At 57.0% G+C, this 16,848-nt stretch carries 13 protein-coding genes and 1 pseudogene; 1 reads left to right on the top strand and 13 read right to left on the bottom strand.

Annotated elements, in window-relative coordinates; translation table 11 throughout:
- Window positions 1-49: 49 nt before the first annotated feature.
- The gene (locus tag ACFSW5_RS10110) at window positions 50-991 is read right to left on the bottom strand and encodes a carbohydrate ABC transporter permease (RefSeq protein ID WP_379272216.1); all 942 of its coding nucleotides are present in this window, start codon (window positions 989-991) and stop codon (window positions 50-52) included.
- Between the two features lie 476 nt (window positions 992-1,467).
- Between ACFSW5_RS10110 and ACFSW5_RS10115 the strand changes: the two are divergent.
- A pseudogene (locus ACFSW5_RS10115) lies at window positions 1,468-1,635 on the top strand (transposase); the annotation flags it as partial.
- 264 nt (window positions 1,636-1,899) lie between these two features.
- On the opposite strand, the gene ACFSW5_RS10120 reads toward ACFSW5_RS10115, so the two are convergent.
- The 12 genes from ACFSW5_RS10120 to ACFSW5_RS10175 form a co-directional block, all read right to left on the bottom strand.
- Window positions 1,900-2,268: a hypothetical protein gene (locus tag ACFSW5_RS10120; protein ID WP_379272304.1), complete on the bottom strand. Its 369-nt coding sequence runs from the start codon at window positions 2,266-2,268 to the stop codon at window positions 1,900-1,902.
- 604 nt (window positions 2,269-2,872) lie between these two features.
- Window positions 2,873-3,685, bottom strand: coding sequence for a 5-deoxy-glucuronate isomerase (gene iolB, locus ACFSW5_RS10125; RefSeq protein ID WP_379272219.1), 813 nt, complete (start codon window positions 3,683-3,685; stop codon window positions 2,873-2,875).
- A gap of 54 nt (window positions 3,686-3,739) precedes the next feature.
- Window positions 3,740-4,780 (bottom strand): inositol 2-dehydrogenase, encoded by a 1,041-nt coding sequence (gene iolG / locus ACFSW5_RS10130; RefSeq protein ID WP_379272221.1) that lies wholly within the window; start codon window positions 4,778-4,780, stop codon window positions 3,740-3,742.
- Between the two features lie 32 nt (window positions 4,781-4,812).
- The gene (locus ACFSW5_RS10135) at window positions 4,813-6,273 is read right to left on the bottom strand and encodes a CoA-acylating methylmalonate-semialdehyde dehydrogenase (RefSeq protein ID WP_379272224.1); all 1,461 of its coding nucleotides are present in this window, start codon (window positions 6,271-6,273) and stop codon (window positions 4,813-4,815) included.
- Window positions 6,274-6,298: 25 nt separating this feature from the next.
- The gene (iolC, locus tag ACFSW5_RS10140; protein ID WP_379272227.1) at window positions 6,299-7,303 is read right to left on the bottom strand and encodes a 5-dehydro-2-deoxygluconokinase; all 1,005 of its coding nucleotides are present in this window, start codon (window positions 7,301-7,303) and stop codon (window positions 6,299-6,301) included.
- A 28-nt stretch (window positions 7,304-7,331) separates the two neighbouring features.
- Window positions 7,332-8,231, bottom strand: a complete 900-nt coding sequence (gene iolE / locus ACFSW5_RS10145; protein WP_379272230.1) for a myo-inosose-2 dehydratase — start codon at window positions 8,229-8,231, stop codon at window positions 7,332-7,334.
- Between the two features lie 191 nt (window positions 8,232-8,422).
- Complete coding sequence (gene iolD / locus ACFSW5_RS10150) at window positions 8,423-10,288, bottom strand: 3D-(3,5/4)-trihydroxycyclohexane-1,2-dione acylhydrolase (decyclizing) (RefSeq protein ID WP_379272232.1); 1,866 nt, start codon at window positions 10,286-10,288, stop codon at window positions 8,423-8,425.
- A 251-nt stretch (window positions 10,289-10,539) separates the two neighbouring features.
- Window positions 10,540-12,288: a hypothetical protein gene (locus ACFSW5_RS10155; protein WP_379272234.1), complete on the bottom strand. Its 1,749-nt coding sequence runs from the start codon at window positions 12,286-12,288 to the stop codon at window positions 10,540-10,542.
- Between the two features lie 2 nt (window positions 12,289-12,290).
- Complete coding sequence (locus ACFSW5_RS10160; RefSeq protein ID WP_379272238.1) at window positions 12,291-13,283, bottom strand: sugar phosphate isomerase/epimerase family protein; 993 nt, start codon at window positions 13,281-13,283, stop codon at window positions 12,291-12,293.
- A gap of 7 nt (window positions 13,284-13,290) precedes the next feature.
- Window positions 13,291-14,163 carry a carbohydrate ABC transporter permease gene (locus ACFSW5_RS10165; protein ID WP_379272243.1) on the bottom strand — a complete coding sequence of 291 codons (873 nt, stop codon included), beginning with the start codon at window positions 14,161-14,163 and terminating at the stop codon, window positions 13,291-13,293.
- A gap of 25 nt (window positions 14,164-14,188) precedes the next feature.
- Window positions 14,189-15,091: an ABC transporter permease gene (locus ACFSW5_RS10170; RefSeq protein ID WP_379272245.1), complete on the bottom strand. Its 903-nt coding sequence runs from the start codon at window positions 15,089-15,091 to the stop codon at window positions 14,189-14,191.
- 84 nt (window positions 15,092-15,175) lie between these two features.
- The gene (locus ACFSW5_RS10175; RefSeq protein WP_379272248.1) at window positions 15,176-16,792 is read right to left on the bottom strand and encodes an extracellular solute-binding protein; all 1,617 of its coding nucleotides are present in this window, start codon (window positions 16,790-16,792) and stop codon (window positions 15,176-15,178) included.
- Window positions 16,793-16,848: the final 56 nt, after the last annotated feature.

Consider the following 16,848-nt stretch of genomic DNA (forward strand, 5'->3'; position numbering starts at 1 on the left):
GTCGTCGCAGCCATTCGCATATCTCCTTTCGCATTAGTCCTTCAGTCATTTAGTAATTGACCCATTTTTTCTGGGCGGCCCATTGCGCTAACGTAATCAGCAGAACGAACAGCAGCAGCACGACGGACACCGAAGAAGCGTAGCCGATCTTCAGGTTCACGAAGGCTTGCTCGTACAAGTACCACACCATCATGCTCGTGGAGCCGATCGGCCCGCCCTGCGTCATGACGGCGATAATGTCGAACACTTTAAACGTGGATATAATGCCGGTGACGAGCAGAAAAAACGACGTAGGCGACAATAACGGAAACGTAATGCGCGCGAACTTCACCCAGACGCCGGCCCCGTCGATTTCCGCCGCCTCGTACAAGTCGTTCGGAATCGACTGCAAGCCGGCAATATAAATAATCATGTTAAAGCCGATGGACGTCCACACCGAGATCATCATGATCGAAACTAATGCGAAGTTCGGATCGGCGATCCATTTCGGAGGATTGGATATGCCTATCGCTTTCAAAAACTCGTTAATCGGCCCGTAAGACGGCTGGAACAACACCTGCCAGACGACGGCCACGGCCACGATGCTGGAGATGTACGGCATGAAATAAGCGACTTTAAAATAACTTTTCCAATAAACGTTTTTGTTGATCAGGATAGCCAGCACCATCGAGATCAGCATGTAAACCGGCACGGTCAGCAGGAAGACGACGTTGTTGCGTACGGACTTCAAAAACGCCGCCTCCTCCAGCAGCTTCTCGAAATTGCCGAAGCCGATCCATCGGATGCCGTTCCAGCCCGCGACGAAATTCCAGTCCGCGAAGCTTAAAACGACGGTAGCGATAATCGGGATCAGCACGAGAACGGATACGCCGAGGAGCATCGGCCCGACAAACAAAAAGCCGGCCAGCGTCTCGCTCCTTTGCAGCGAGCGGCGCCGTTTCGGAACGGGAACGGCGGTTCCGCTGGCGGGCGCATCGGATTGTTGATTCATTCGGAACACCTCGCTACTCTTTAATCGGGATGTTCCCATTATAAAAAAAATGCCGTCTGCGCTTTGACGGTATTTTGATCATATTCGCTCTCATTTTGACTATTTAAGGGTTGCTTACGTCCTCCGTCCTAGCCTTTTCATTTCCTTAGCTCCGGTATCCCATCTGCTCAGGGATCGCTATGCCTCTTTTTGCTTCTACTCCGTTACCTTGATATATCTGTTCAAGTTCATCACTCACACTGCATCTCTTTTCGCTTTACTCCGGTATCCCGTCTGTTCAGGATCATTTTTTCTCTTGCCCGATACCCTGTCACTCAGGGTGAACATTATTTACCTTCTATTTCCTTACTTTTTGCTTCGATTCCCTTTAAACAGGAGTAACATTTTACGAAACTCCTTGAAACAGGAACAGATGTTTGGTAAAATAAAAAAATAAGAACACATGTTCTTATAAAAAGAGTCAGGGGCGTCGTTCCATGGAGAAAATAATTCGGCAATTCGAACAAACTTTTCGCTCATCGGAAGACTGTCATCAATATCTTTATCAATTAAAATGGCCCCATGGATACGAATGTCCGCGCTGCATGCACAAGCATTGCTACACGATTGCCACTCGCATGCTGCCTTTGTACGAGTGCCGGTCCTGCCGCCATCAAACGACGCTAACCTCTGGCACTATTATGGATAAATCCCGAACCCCGATAAGGCGGTGGCTCCTTGCCCTTTTTCTGTTCGTTCATCCCGGTTCGAATGGCATAAATGCCGTATCGCTAGCCGAGCTGCTGCAAGTAACCTATAAGACGGCTTGGTCGATGTTGAGCAAAATTCGTTACGCCCTCTCCAAAATGGATGCGGACAAGCCTCTGAGCGGAACGGTGGAGGCCATCGTCGCTTCATATTGCAGGCCTTTAATCGGTTCTCTCCTCCCCCATCCCAAGGAGAGTCCGGTCGTTGTCGCCGCCAATCTCAATTGTTCCTATGCTCCAAGCAACATCAAGCTTAAAATAGCGGACCTGTCCTGCCTTCGCGAAACGAACCATAACGTCCTGAACGCGGAAGGGGAAGAATGGTTCAGCACCAGCCATGCATCGGTCGCCGAATCCGTCTCCTTTTTTCGGATGCCGATCAAGCATCGGGCGGAAAGCAGAGCGCTCCGCGCTATCGCCAAACAAGCCCAACAATGGGCGGCAAGAACTTACCGCGGCATAAGCAAACGTAATTTGCAGCTCTACTTGGACGAGTTTTGCTTTCGCTTCAATTGGATATTCCATCGCCAATCCGAATCTGCGCCTCTTCTGTCCTTATGTCATGCATGCTTAAAGACGAATGTCCGCCGACCATCCTAAACGGATGCCCCGTCGGTCCCTTTGTCCTCTTAGCCGGTCTAACCCGGCATATACAGATGTTCTCTTATCCAGGAACGATCACTTTTTGTAATCATTGAAGGCATGTTAAAAATCGTGTTTCATTTCTCGAATCAGGAAAGATCTGATCTTTGTGGCAATCTCTTAGCCAAAGATGATCCGCTCTTTTTTGGGGTTTCTTTAGGACAAGTAGATCCGTTCTTTGTCAGTTATTCCTTGTTCCAAGTGGATCCGCTCTCTTTGGGGGCTCTTTAGGCAAGCAGATCCGCTCTTTTGGGAGGTCTCTTGAGCCAAAGTGAGTGGGTTCTCTTAGGACAAAGAGAGCAGCTCTATGGCATGCTCTCTTGCGACAAGTTCAACATGCTTTTTCGAGGAAAGATGGCGGTAACTTTTTCCCTTCCTGAGCTGAGGGGATAGTAATGCAAAACAGATAAAAACCCCGATCCAATGCATGCTTGCCGGCCGCCTCCGGGATTCCGTTATCACGTGCTCAGCATAAGCTGAAGGTGGCACACTATTACCGTCCGTGCAACATCCATTCATGCTCGGGATCGTTAAAAAATTTCCACGTGCGGACCGGACCCGCCATGACGTTCAAGTAGTAAACCTCGTAACCGGCAGGAGCCGATACGGGATGATAGCCTTTCGGCACCAGCACCGCCTCCCCGTCTTTCACGGTGAGCGTTTCGTCCAAGGACCGGTCATCGGTGTATACCCGCTGCACGGCAAATCCTTGTCCGGGATTCACCTTGAAATAATACGTTTCTTCGAGCAGCGATTCGTCCGGGAGCGCATCGCGGTCGTGTTTATGGGGCGGGTAACTGGACCAGTGGCCTTCGGGCGTAAACACTTCGACGACGAGCAAGCTCCCCGCAGGCTCTCCTTCCGGCAAAATATTGTGCACGAACCGTTCCATGCTTCCGCTGCCCCGCACTTCCACGCCAACCTGCCCGGGCTCGATTAACCGCGCTTCGTAACCTTCCTTGCCGGGAGCCGAACAGACCGCAAGCTCGACGTCGGTCAAAGCCGTAAAGTCGTACCGGTCGCCGAACGGAACGTATACCGAATACGGCGGTATTTTCTCGAAAACGCTCATCCGCCCGCCAATTGCGGTCCACTCCTGCTTCGACGTCTTGACGTTACCCTTGCCGCTCAGCAATACGAGGCATACTTCGCGGTCTTCCGTTTCCCGGCTTAACCGCTGTCCAGCCTTTAGCTTAAGCGCTTCGAAGCCGACATATCGCCAGCCCGCCGATTCCGGCGTAATTTTCATTACGGTACCGTTCCCGTCCGGCCGGGCCGCGGCCGGCACGATCAATTTCGAGGTCATCCCTTCGCCTCCTTCGAGCTTCCTTCGAGCTTGTGTATGGAAGGCTCATTGCCTTCATCCGCAGCTTGCCGCGGACATTTCTACCGCCTCCGACAGCTTAACCGGCCTTCCGAGCCGGCTCGACCATTTCGCGGCAAGCGCCATCAGCTCTGCCTGCAGGCCGTCTCCGCCTCCTACCGTCACATCGCGGTTTTCTGCGATGCATTGGATGAACTGCCTTGTCTCGTCGATATAAGCTTCATTGTACCGCTCGAGGAAAAAATGCAGCGGCTTGTCGCGGCGAACGCCTTCGGCATTATGGACCTCGGCCGTATTCGGATAATCGTTGGCGGCCGAGACGCTGCCTCCCGAACCAAACACCTCGACCCGCTGGTCGTAGCCGTATACCGCCTGCCGGCTGTTGTCGATAACAGCAAGGGCGCCGTTCGTAAACCGGACGGTTACAACGGCCGTATCGACATCTCCGTACCGTTCGAACACCGGATTCACAAGCACGCTCCCGCAGGCAAACACCTCTTCCGCCTCGCAGTCCGACACATAACGGGCCATATCGAAATCGTGGATCATCATGTCCATGAAAATGCCGCCGGAAGAACGGATATATTGTTCGCTCGGAGGGTTCGGGTCGCGCGACGTAATTTTAACGATATGCGGCACGCCTATCCCTCCGTTTTGCACAATCTCCCGCACCCGCCGGAAATTATGGTCGAATCGGCGGTTGAAACCGATCTGCAGCTTGACTCCGGCAGCCTGCACCGCTTCCAACGCTTCTTTCGTCTGCATAATGTCCAGACTGATCGGCTTCTCGCAAAAAATATGTTTGCCGGCCGCCGCCGCGAGCTTAATGAGCGAAACATGCGTATCGGTCGGGGAGCATATCAATACGGCGTCGATATCGGGATCGCCCATCACTTCGCCGCCGTCTTGCGTAACGATGCCGATCCCTCTTGCCCGTGCCCACTCTTGCAAACGACCGTCTGCGAGCGGGTCGCTGATTGCGCGCACTTCCGCGTTCGGCAGCCGGAGCAAATTGTCGGCATGAATTTTTCCGATTCTGCCTGCGCCGATGATGGCGACTTTCACTTTATCGGACATGCTCACGTTCCTCCTAAAATTTTGTGGCATTGCTACCAGCGGGCAGTCACCATTTTTTTGCGCGTATAAAACTCGACGCCGTCCGCTCCGTTCGCATGCAGATCGCCGTAGAACGAGTTCTTCCAGCCGGAGAACGGGAAGAAGGCCATTGGTGCCGGAACCCCTATATTAATGCCGAGCATTCCCGCATCGATCGTCTCGCGGAATTGACGGACGTTGCCGCCGTCTCTTGTGAACAGGCAGGCGCCGTTGGCGAATTCCGAGCGGTTCGCCAGCTCAATCGCCTCCTCCAGCGTGTCGGCCCGGACGATCGACAGGACGGGAGCGAAAATTTCGTCCTCCCATATTTTCATCCCGCTATTCACCCCATCGAAAATCGTCGGCCCGACGAAATAGCCTTTTTCGTTCGCCGCTGCATCCTTTCTTCCGTCCCGGACCAGCAGCGCGCCTTCTTTCTCGCCAATCTCGATGTAACGGAGCGTCCGTTCCTTGTGCGGACCACGGATAACCGGTCCGAGGAAGACGCCCTCGTCAAGTCCGTTGCCGATCGTAATCGCATCGGCCGCTTCCTTGAGCTTGGCGACTAGCCGATCTCCGATATCGCCTACCGCGACCACGACCGCGCACGCCATGCACCGTTCGCCGGCCGAACCGAAGGCGGCGCCGACGATTTGCTGTACGGCGGCGTCCAGATCCGCATCGGGCATGACGATCGAATGGTTTTTGGCGCCGGCGAGCGCCTGCACTCTTTTCCCGAAAGCGGAACCCGTCCTGTACACATATTCCGCCACCGGCCGGGAACCGACGAACGATACCGCCTGGATATCCCGATGCTCCAGCAGCCCGTTCACGACGTCATGTCCGCCATGCACGATATTCAATACGCCGCCCGGCAGTCCGGCTTCGGCGAACAGCTGGGCGAGCCGGTTCGCCAGCAGCGGCGTCCGTTCGGACGGCTTCAGGACGAAGGCATTCCCGCAAGCGATCGCGAGCGGAAACATCCAGCACGGAACCATCATCGGGAAGTTAAACGGCGTAATGCCGCAGACGATGCCGACCGGATAGCGGTACATGCCCGATTCGAGATTCGTGGCGATATCGGGAAGCTGCCTGCCCATCATAAGCGTCGGAGCGCCTGCCGCGAATTCGACGCATTCGATCCCACGCTGGACTTCGCCGTATGCTTCGGCGTAGCTTTTGCCGTTCTCTTGCGTAATAAGCCGGGCGAGCTCCTCCCAATGCTCAACGAGCAGCTGCTGGTATTTGAAGAGAACGCGCGCGCGCCGCGGAACCGGCGTCCGGCTCCACGAGCGGAACGCTTCCTTCGCCGCCTGCACGGCCGCGTCCACATCTTCTTTCGAGGAAAGCGGCACATTAACCAAAATTTCCTCCGTCGCCGGATTGTAGACCGGCTCGGTTGACGACGCCGACGATTCCGTCCATCGGCCGCCGATCCAATTACTAATCGTCGCGGTTTTGCTCAAATTTGTCACGGTTTCCTGCTCTCCTTTCCCTTCGTCAGCTTCGGTTCGTTTCGTTGCATTCGTCGATATATCGGCTTACCTGTTCCGCCGTCGGCATCGCGTCGGAGCAGCTATGGCTCGAGACGACGATTGCCGCTGCGGCGCTGCCGAACTCCATGCTTCTGGCGATCGGCCACTGCCGCATCAAGCCGTACAGGAAACCGGCCGCATACGAATCGCCGGCTCCGAACGTCTTGACGACATTCGCCGGAAAGCTTCTGGCGCGATGGCTCGCGCCGTCCTTCGCGTAGGCGATAGACCCTTCTTTTCCGTGTTTAATCACGACAATCCGGGCTTTGTAATCGAACCATTTGGACGCCGTCGCCTCGTCGCTCCGATCCGGGTTCGACTCGAACCGCTCCATTAAGTCGAATTCTTCGCGAGTGCCGAAAATAATATCGCATTTCTCCGCCGCCAGATTGTAATAGACGGCCGTCTCTTCCTTCGATGTCCACGTATACGGCCGATAATCCAGATCGAAAGCGATAACGGCGCCGTGCCTGCGGGCATAATCGAGCGCCTGAAATACCGCTTCGCGGGAAGGACTTTGGGCCAGCGCCGTACCGGAGACAAGCAGCAGCTTGGCGCTTGCAATGACGTCCTCTCGGACCTCGGCCGCGTGAAGCTTCAGGTCGGCGACGTTATCCCGGTACATCAGGATGCTGCAATCGGCGGGGCTTTTAATTTCCGTGAAAGCGAGGCCCGTCACGGCGCCCGTCCTGTCCGTTACGACACCGGCCGTATCGATGCCGTTCCGCTCCAGATAGCGGACGATAAAACGTCCCATCTGGTCGTCCGCCACTTTGCCGATAAAGCCGGCCGCCAGCCCAAGCCTGGCCATGCCGATGCATATATTCGCCGGGGAACCGCCGACGTATTTCGTAAAGGTTACCGTATCCTCCATCGGACGGTTGATCTCGTTTGCGTTCAAATCGATGCACAGCCGCCCGATAGCGACAAAATCGAGCGGTTTTTTCTCATCGAAAACGATCGTGCTCATCGTCTGCTCCTTTCCGGCCCGGTCGGGCTCATAACGCCGATAAATAGCGCAGCGAGCGAAGCGCGTATTCGTATGGCGGATGCAGGGCGGGATCCTGCTCTCCCTCCAGCATCGCCCAGCCGTCGTAACCGCGCGAACGCAGCTCGGAAAGAATCGGCGCAAAGTCGATGCAGCCGTCCCCCGGAACCGTGAAGACGCCCTTTCGGATACATGCAATAAAATCGGCTCCTTCGGCGCGGGCTTCATCAAGCACCGCCCGGCGGACGTCCTTCAAATGGATGTACGCGATCCGCTCGTAATGCTGGCGAAGGACGGCAAGCGGATCGGCTCCGCCGTAATAAGCGTGGCCCGTGTCGTACAGCAAATAGACGAGCGAGGGATCGGTCAACTCCATCAGCCGATCGATCTCGTCCGGCCGCTCCACGACCGTTCCGCCGTGATGATGATATGCCAGCTTCATCCCGTATTCGCGGGCGATGCGGCCGGCGGCGTTCAGCCCTTCCGCAAGCGATCGCCAGCCCGCTTCGTCAAGCCGAAGCACTTCCTTCTCGTGCGGCGTCCGCCGCGGATCGAAATGGAGCGACCCGCCGATTTCGGCCGTACTGATCACCGTGCTGCCCATGCCGTGAAGAAACTCGGCATGCTTGCGGTATGCGTCAAGCTCCCGCTCGCGGTAAGCCGGTTCGGAGAACAACACCGACTTCCATTGCGAAACGAGCCGAATGCCGCGCGTTTCCAGCTCTTTGCGCAATACGGCCGGGTCTTGCGGGAATTTTCGGCCCATTTCCGTACCGGTCAAACCAAGCTTTTGAATATCGTCAAGAATCTTATCGTAAGGCGTATCGGCCCCGTGCTCCCGCACGTCCTCTCCGACCCAATTAATCGGATGAATGCCAAGCTTAAATCCCCATCCCCAATTTTCCGGCATACGTAAACCCACCTCTCCGCAGCGCAATAGGCGCTTAGTTGTGGCCCGCTTGTCTATCGTTCGACGGTTATTCTCGATCTGTCGGTATGAGCGTTACTATTGGTATAAGCGTTGCTGTTGGTGTGAGCGTTACTTGCGGTATAAGCGTTGCTGTTGGTATGAGCGTTACTGTCGGCTATCGGTATTGTCGCCTACATCTCTTTCGCTTTGCCGATGCGCGCCTCCATCTCCCGGTGCGCCTTCAGCACCTTATCGCTTTCGGACACTTCCGGCACGCCGACTCGCCACCATGACTCGTAACCGTCCGTATTCGTGCCCGGAACAACTTTGATCTCGATCAACGTCGACACCGTCTCTTCGCGCGCCTTGCGCAGCGCTTCGCGCAGCTCCTCCGCCGTCCGGGCCGTGTACGCTTTCGCTCCCATGCTTCGGGCATGCGCCGCGTAGTCGATCGGCATATACCCTCCCGTCAGCCCGCCGTCTGCGCCGGCCCGAAAGCGGAATTCGTTGCCGAAGCCGTCGCTGCCGTGATCCCGCTGCAAGTTATGGATGCACTGAAAGCCGTGGTTATCGAACAATAAAGCCGTTATTTTGATTCCTTCCTGCAAGCTCGTCACAAGCTCCGAATGAAGCATCAGGTAGCTGCCGTCGCCGAGCGCGGCGTATACCCCGCGGCCTGGCTCGGCCATAGCCGCTCCGAATGCGCCGCTAATCTCGTAACCCATGCAGGAGAAGCCGTATTCCGCATGATACGTCCCCGGCTCCGTCGCCCGCCAAAGCCGATGCATGTCGCCCGGGAGGCTGCCGGCAGCGAACACGACGACATCCGAAGGCTGCAGCGTTTCGTTAATGATACCGAGCGCCCGCGTCTGCGCCAGCCCTTCGTCCGATTCAACGCGGTACAGCCGGTCGACCTCCCGGTCCCATTCCGCTTTCAGCGCCGCAAGCTCTCCATCGTCATAGCCGCTGCAGTAATTTCGCGCGGCAAGCGCCTCGCGCAACGCGGCCAGCCCTTCCTTCGCGTCTGCCGTAACGGACAGCCCGCTAAGCTTCGCCGAATCGAAGCCGCTTACGTTTACGTTGACGAAATCGGCATCCTTGCTGGCGAAAGCCGATTTCGACGCGGTCGTAAAATCGGAATACCGCGTTCCGACGCCGATTACGACGTCGGCCGCTCCGGCAAGCCGGTTTGCCGCCAGCGTTCCCGTCACGCCGATGCCGCCCACGGCAAGCGGATGGTTCCACGGCATGGCGCTTTTTCCCGCTTGCGTCTCCGCTACGGGAATGCCGAAAGCGGACGCGAATGCGGCAAGCTCCCCGGCTGCGCCGCTGTAATGGACGCCCCCGCCCGCAACGATAAGCGGCCGGCGCTTCCCGGCGATCAGCTCCGCCGCGCGGCGAATCGAATCCGGCGACGGGGGCCGCCTGTCCAGAACATGGACCCGCTTGCGGAACAGCTCCTCCGGATAATCGTAAGCCTCCGCCTGAACGTCCTGAGGCAAAGCCAGCGTAACCGCCCCCGTTTCCGCCGGATCGGTCAGCACCCGCATCGCCTGCAGGACGGCGCTGATCAGCTGCTCCGGACGGGAGATCCGGTCCCAATAGCGGCTGACCGGCCGAAAAGCGTCGGCTGCCGAGACGGTATAATCTCCCGGCATTTCGAGCTGCTGCAGCACCGGATCGGGCTGCCGGCAGGCGAAGTTGTCGCCCGGAAGGAGCAGCACCGGAATCCGGTTGACCGTTGCCGTCGCCGCGGCCGTTACCATATTGAGCGCGCCCGGCCCGATCGAAGACGTGCAGGCGAAAATTTGCCTGCGGCCTTTCTGCTTGGCGTATGCCGCGGCGGCGTGCACCATCCCCTGCTCGTTTTTGCCTTGGATGAACGTCAAGCTTCCCGCGCTTCGTTCGAGCGCTTCCCCTAGCCCCGTAACGTTGCCGTGACCGAATATGCCCATAACGCCTTTCACGAACTTCGTTTCCGTCCCGTCGACCGACACGTATTGATTGTCTAGAAACTTAAGCAATGCCTGCGCCATCGTTAAACGAACCGTCTTCATCCGCTTCCTTATCCCCTTCCATGCAAAACTTTGCCGCTTGACTTGCTTGAACGGCCGCTGCCTCTCATCGGCCAAACGTTTTGCCTAAACGCCAATTCTCACAGCCGCCTCTTACCGCATGCCGTTTACGGGTATGCTCCGATTTTTGCGCAGTATTCGCCCGTCGCGCTTGGCCAGCTGTGCTTCCGCCTGTCCCTCACGCGGCGTATCGGCCGCTCGCCTCCCGGTTCGCCGTTCGGCTCCCCCGCTGCTTAAGGCCCTTGCGGCGATAGCCGGATTTCGAACGTTTTGTCGTATGGAGTCATCAGATTGACGAGCAGCGTCCGGCACGTCGCCGGATAACCCGTATTGCGCAAAACGGAGCCCCGATGCTCGTGCGCTCCGCCGTCGAGCTCCATCCAGTCGCCGCCGGCCTCGCACCGGACGACGCCTTCGCGCCAGAACCATACTCCCGGCGCCGCTTCCCCGCCGATCGCTTCCCCTTGCGCCGTCAGCTCCGCTTCGCCGCCGAACACAAAAGCAGCCTGCGCCATCATCCCTTCCGGCTCGTCGCAGCGTATCCGGATGCGCCAGCCTTCCCCGGTTTCCGCAACCGTCGCCTCGACCCGATGGCGCTGCTCGTGCGTCAGCGGCCGCAGCTGATGCGGCAGCAAGTACCACGGGCTGACGGGGCCACCGGCGGTATCCGGCAAGGCGCCGGCCGGAACGGGGCCGTAATAGCCTTTCCTCTCCTCGCCGGTTAACCGGTATTCCCGCTCCAGCGCCTCCATCCGCTCCAACCGCACGAAGCCCGGCTCGAACGAAGAAGAAAGCTGCACCGCATGAAGCCGGACCTTGCCGTGCCGCAAGGCAAAAAAGGAATTTCCCGCGGCCATGACGGTGGCGCTTGTCGCGCCGTTGCGGCATCTCGCAACCGGAGCGCCGAAATCCGGATGAAGGCGGCTGTGATAGATCCTCCCGCCGTGGCCGGCCGCCTCCATCCCGCTCAAGTAGCGCTCGCGCGGGAAGCTCCGGTTAATGACCACCCGGTAGCGGTCCGGCAGCCCGGCCGGCTTGACCGCCGTCTCGCGCAGCTCCGGGCGAAGCAGATAACCGATCATGGCGTTGTTGGGCAGCCAGCCCGGGTGGCGGAGCGATTCGCCCGCAAGCTTCGCAAGCGCCGCAAACAGCGGGTCACGATCGCGATGCTCCATCAGCTTGCTGACGAAGAAATAGCTCTCCATCGTATAGCTGCTGCCGAAATCCTGCCGTCCGGAATAATCGGTCACCACCTCCCCGTCCGGATGAACCAGGTACGCCATCATCCGCAAATTGCGGCGAACCGGCTCGAGCAAGTCCGGACGTTCCAGAAGCTCCGCCGCATGGAACAGCATCACGTCGCTGACGCCGTTATAGATGCCGTTGCTCCGCTCCGTCCACTCCCCGTCCTCCGTGCAGTCGATTCCTTCCGCCAGCCATGCAGCCGCCCGCTCCTTAAGCGCCGGCCGTCCGGTCAGCTTGTGCATAAAGCCAAGCGCGGCGGTCATCACCCAGCGATGATTCGGCGTATGGCAGCCGCCGGTCAGCAGCGCCGGAAGCGTCCGCTCCAGAAACAGCCGGATATCGTCCGCCGCTTTCCGCAGCGGCTCCCATTCATGCCCGGCTAGCAGCTCGTAAACCTGGGCCAGCCCGACTACGACAAAGGCGGTATCCGGCGGAGAATGCATATTCGTCCAGCCCGGCGATATCGTGCCGTCGCCGTGCTGGCTGCGCAGCATGAACGCGGCGGCAAGCTCCAGGCGGGCGAGCAGCGCTTCGTCATGGTAAAATTGCGAATCCCGATTGACGAGCGCGGCCGCCCACAGCGCCATCACCATGGGCGTTCCGCCGTGGCTCGGCCAGGCGATGCCGTTGTCGGGATCGGCGACGCCTCCGCAGTACCGGCTGCTCTCGTCAAGCACTTGGCGGCCGATGCCGTCTCTTGCCCAATAATCGTTAAGCTCGACCAGCTTCTCGTACATCCTTATTTCCCCTCTCCCATTCCCGCTTTTGCCGAATAAGTTCCCGCTTTTGCCGAATAAGCCGCCAGCTTCCCCGTCAACAAGTTGTGGCTTTCCTCGATTTCCTCCGGCTTGCAAGCGGATTTGAGCTCGTAAACCTTCACGGGCGCGGCCGCGATAATCGGCAGAAAACGGTCGAAGTAATCCATGTCGCCGCTGTGCACGTAAGGACACCAATGGTCGGACAGCCCGACCGTCTCGTGAATATGGACGCCGACGACGATGTCCTTAACGGCCTCGATATCCTCCGCGGTATCGTATAGCCCCATCCGTTCCATCATCATGCCGTGGCCGAAGTCGTACCACAGGCCGACCGGCGCCCCTTTCAAGCGGCCGACGATCTGTTGCGCTTCCATCGGCGTCGGGATCTGGTAGCAGCGCGAACGGGTTTCGATGCCGAGCGCGACATTCCAGCCTTTGGCCGCAATCCGGTCGCACGCTTCTTCGAGACTTTGCCCGATTCGCCGCACATAACGGCCGCTTAGCGACTCGCGCCGCTCCAGCATTTCGCGCCACAACGCACGGTACGCTTCGGAATCTTTACCCCGCTCCTCGTACAAGCGCTTCAATCTCTCGTCGATGTTGCCGTCGAACGGCACTTCGCCGGGATGAACGACCACCGCCTTGGCCCCGTACCGGTCCGCGTATTCCGCGGATCGCACGAGCAGCTCGACCGCCCGCTTCCGCTTCGCCTCGTCGTCGAATCCGAGCAGCGCCGAATCGGTGCCGTAATCGGGATCGCCGATACGCGGAAACGTGTTGTGCACGCTCGAGACGCCGACTTCGCCGCGTTCGATCATCGGCTCTATCGTCTCCAGCATCTCGTCCGTCACGTTATAGTTCAGCTCCGCCTGCCGGAAGCCGAGCGAGCGTATTTCCTCGAGCATTTCCCGCCCGGAAGCGTGCCGCTTCACATTCCAGCAGGTCGAGAACGAATATTCGCCTTTATCCGTCAACGCATCATCACCCTTTCACCGCGCCTAGCATAACCCCGCTTACAAAATAGCGCTGAAGCCAAGGATAAACGATCAAAATCGGCACCGTCGCAAAAATAACGCTGGCCGCCTTCAAGCTTTCCGGCATCAAAGCCGCCATATGCGTGCCTTCGACCTGCGTCAGATCGCTGACCATGTTGTTTTGGATCAGCTGATACAATTTGAGCTGCAGCGGATACAGCTCCGGACTTGAAATATACATCAGCGTATCCTGAAAGCCGTTCCAGCGTCCTACCGCGTAAAACAAGCTAAGCGTGGCGATTACCGGAAGCGACAAAGGAAGAATAATGCTCGCCAGCGTGCGGAAATGGCTGCTGCCGTCGATTTCCGCCGACTCCTCGAGACTGTCCGGAATATTCTGAAAAAAAGAGATGAGAATGATCAGGTAAAACGGGCTGATCAGTCCCGGCAAAATAAGCGCTCCCATCGAATCCAGCAGATGCAGGTTCCGAATCAGAATATATTCGGGAATAATCCCGCCGCTGAAAAACATGGTCACCATAATGATGAACATCAGCGTTTTGCGGCCCTTCAAATTCCGCTTGGAGAGCGGGTATCCGGCGAAAATCGTCATCGCCATGCACATGACGGTAAAAATAGCGGTAAGCAGTACCGTAAATCCAAGCGAGCGAATCATCGAAACGTCGCTGAAGACCTGTCTGTAAGCGCCCAAATTCCATTCGACCGGAAACAGGCTGACTTTGCCGGACATGATCGGACCGCTCGAGCTGAACGAAATGGCCAGTATATGAAGAAAAGGAGCCAGGCAGACCAGCACGCTCAACGCTATAACGATAACAATGAAGGTGTCGAATATCCGATTGGCCGTTTGTTCCTTCACGCCGCACTCTCCTTTCGCATCCCGGTTATAAAATGCTTTCGCCCGTCAATTTTTTGGACGTGAAATTCGCTCCAAGGACAAACACGAGCCCGACGACCGCCTGGAACAGGCCGACCACCGTAGCCAGCGTATATTGGCCGGACTCAAGCCCGATGCGGTAAACGAACGTGCTGAGCACGTCGGAATATTCGCGTACCGCCGTGTTCCCGATCACATACGGCCGTTCGAAGCCGATCGAGATCATATGGCCCAGATTGATAATGAGCAGCGTCACGACCGTCGGCTTCAGTCCGGGAAGCGTAATGTGCCAGATTCGTTTCAGACGGCCCGCCCCGTCGACCTCCGCCGCCTCGAACAGTTCCTTGTTAATGCCCGTCAGCGCAGCCAAATAAATGATCGTCCCCCAGCCCGCGCTTTGCCATACCCCGACAAGCAAATAAGTGAGAAGCCAATAGTTTTTGTCTGTGAGAAACGGGATCGCCTCGAAGCCGAGCGCGGTCACGAGGTTGTTGAGCATGCCGGATTGCGTGCCGAACACTTGATAGACGATTCCGCCGATAATGACCCATGAAATAAAATGCGGAATATATAAAATCGTCTGCGACAGCTTCTTGAACCAGACCGTTTTAAGTTCATACAGCATAATCGCCAAAACAAGCGGCGCCGGAAACGAAACGAGCAGATCGAGGAAATTCAGCATCAGCGTATTGCGCAGCGTCAAATAAAAGTCGCGCATCCCGAACACTTCCCGAAAGGCTTCCAGACCGATCCATTCGCTGCCGCCAATGCCCTGAAAAAAGTTGAACTCCTTAAACGCGATTTGAATGCCGTACATCGGCCCGTACTTGAAAATGATAAAATAGGCGAGCGGCAAAACAAGCAGCGCGTACAATTGCCAGTACCTCCGCAAATACGCGGCCTTGCTCATAACGGCAATCCCTCCTTCCGCAGACGGCGGGCGGGGCGAAAGGAACAGCCTTTCCCCCGCGCAAGCCGCGCTTCCTTGTGTCGCTTAATTCGACTGCATTTCTTTATAGACGGCGATCCGTTCGTCCAAAATCGCCTGGCCGCCGCTCGACATGTAATCCTTCATCATCGTTTCGAACGTGCTTTCGAATTTATCCGGCGTTACCATCGTCGTCTTGACGATGATTTCGTTGTATTTGTCTTGCAGCGTCGTACCGTATTTCGTTTGCGCCTCAATCGGCTTCTCCATCAGGACCGGCTGGAACGTGTCGGTGCTCGAGATGCGGATCGCCGCGCGGGCTTTGTCCTGGTATCTCGGATCCATTTGCAGCGCTCTCGCTTCCGTATTTTTCTCGTCGCTTCCAAGCTGCTTCCCGTTCGAAATGATGGCCATGTCCCCGGAGTTGTACAGCCGGTTCTTTGCTTCTTCCGACATGTTCTCGATCAGAACCGGAATGCCGTCCTCGTTAAGCGTATAGTTCTCCCCTTCGATGCCGTTCTGCATATGGAACAGATGGTCGCCGGAAGCCATCCAGTCCAAATATTTAATCGCTTCGACCGCGCGCTTGCTCGACTTCGGAATCATGATATACATGCCGTTCGGCGCATAGCTCGGCTTCGCGTATTTGCCTTCCGAATTGGAGTAAGCGTCAACCGGCGTCAAGGTGGCGCCCGGAACGTTGGCCTCCAATGTGGAGAGCATGCCGTCAACGTAGTACGGATTAATATCGTCTTCGCTCAGGAAGCCGACCAGTCCGCTCGAGACGTCCTGCGACAACTGCTTTTTGTCCTTGTCGAGGGCGAAATCCTTGCTCATCAGCCCTTCGTTGTACAGCTTGTTCATGAACTTCAGCGCCTCTTTGAAGCCCGGCAGCAGAATCGGATAATCGTTGGAGCCGAGCTGCTGGGTCAGCGTATATTTCTGTTCCTCCGTTAACGGCTCGATGAACGACCAGATCAGCGGATCGACCTGGGCGGCGGCGATCGTCATGCCAAGCGGAATGACTTTGCCGCCCGTTTCGCCCGGGTCCTTCTCTTTAAAAGCCTTCAACGTATTGTAAAGCTCCTCCGTCGTTGTCGGCAGCGGAAGGCCCAGCTTATCCAGCCAATCTTGCCGGATGGCGGAGGCGTATTTGCCCAAGTTCGCCCGTTTCGCCGGTATGGCGTATTGCTTTCCTTCGAATTTCCCGTAGGCGAGAACGTCTTCGCCCAAAAATTGCTTCAAATTCGTTCCGTACTGGTCGAGCAGCTCGGTGAGGTCGGTCAGGCCTCCCTGCGATGCATAACGGTTAAATACATTCGGATCGTACGAAAATACGATATCCGGCACATCGCCGCCGCTTGCCATGAGCACGTTAAGCTTCTCCACTTCTTCGGAACGCGGAACGGGAACGAATTCGACGTTAATGTTGTTCGGCTTTCCGAACTGCTCCTGCACATATTTCGTTAAGTAGTTGTCGGTAATGGTGCTGCCTGCCGGCGAGTTGCCCCGGTCGAACACTTCGACTTTAAACGTGACCGTCTCGGCGGAATCGGTTGACGAGCCGTCAGATGATTTCGGGCTGGATGAACAGGCGGATATGACGAGCGAACAGACAAGCATTAACAGCAGGATGGAGCTTGCGCCTTTTTTAAACCCTCTTTTGTTCACGTTGCGAATCATCCTTTCAACCCCTTTATTCATTTATGTTCCGTGACGGATCCGTGCATCGTGTGCGG

The sequence above is a fragment of the Paenibacillus thailandensis genome, from assembly GCF_042685365.1.
Lineage (GTDB): Bacteria > Bacillota > Bacilli > Paenibacillales > Paenibacillaceae > Paenibacillus_AP > Paenibacillus_AP thailandensis.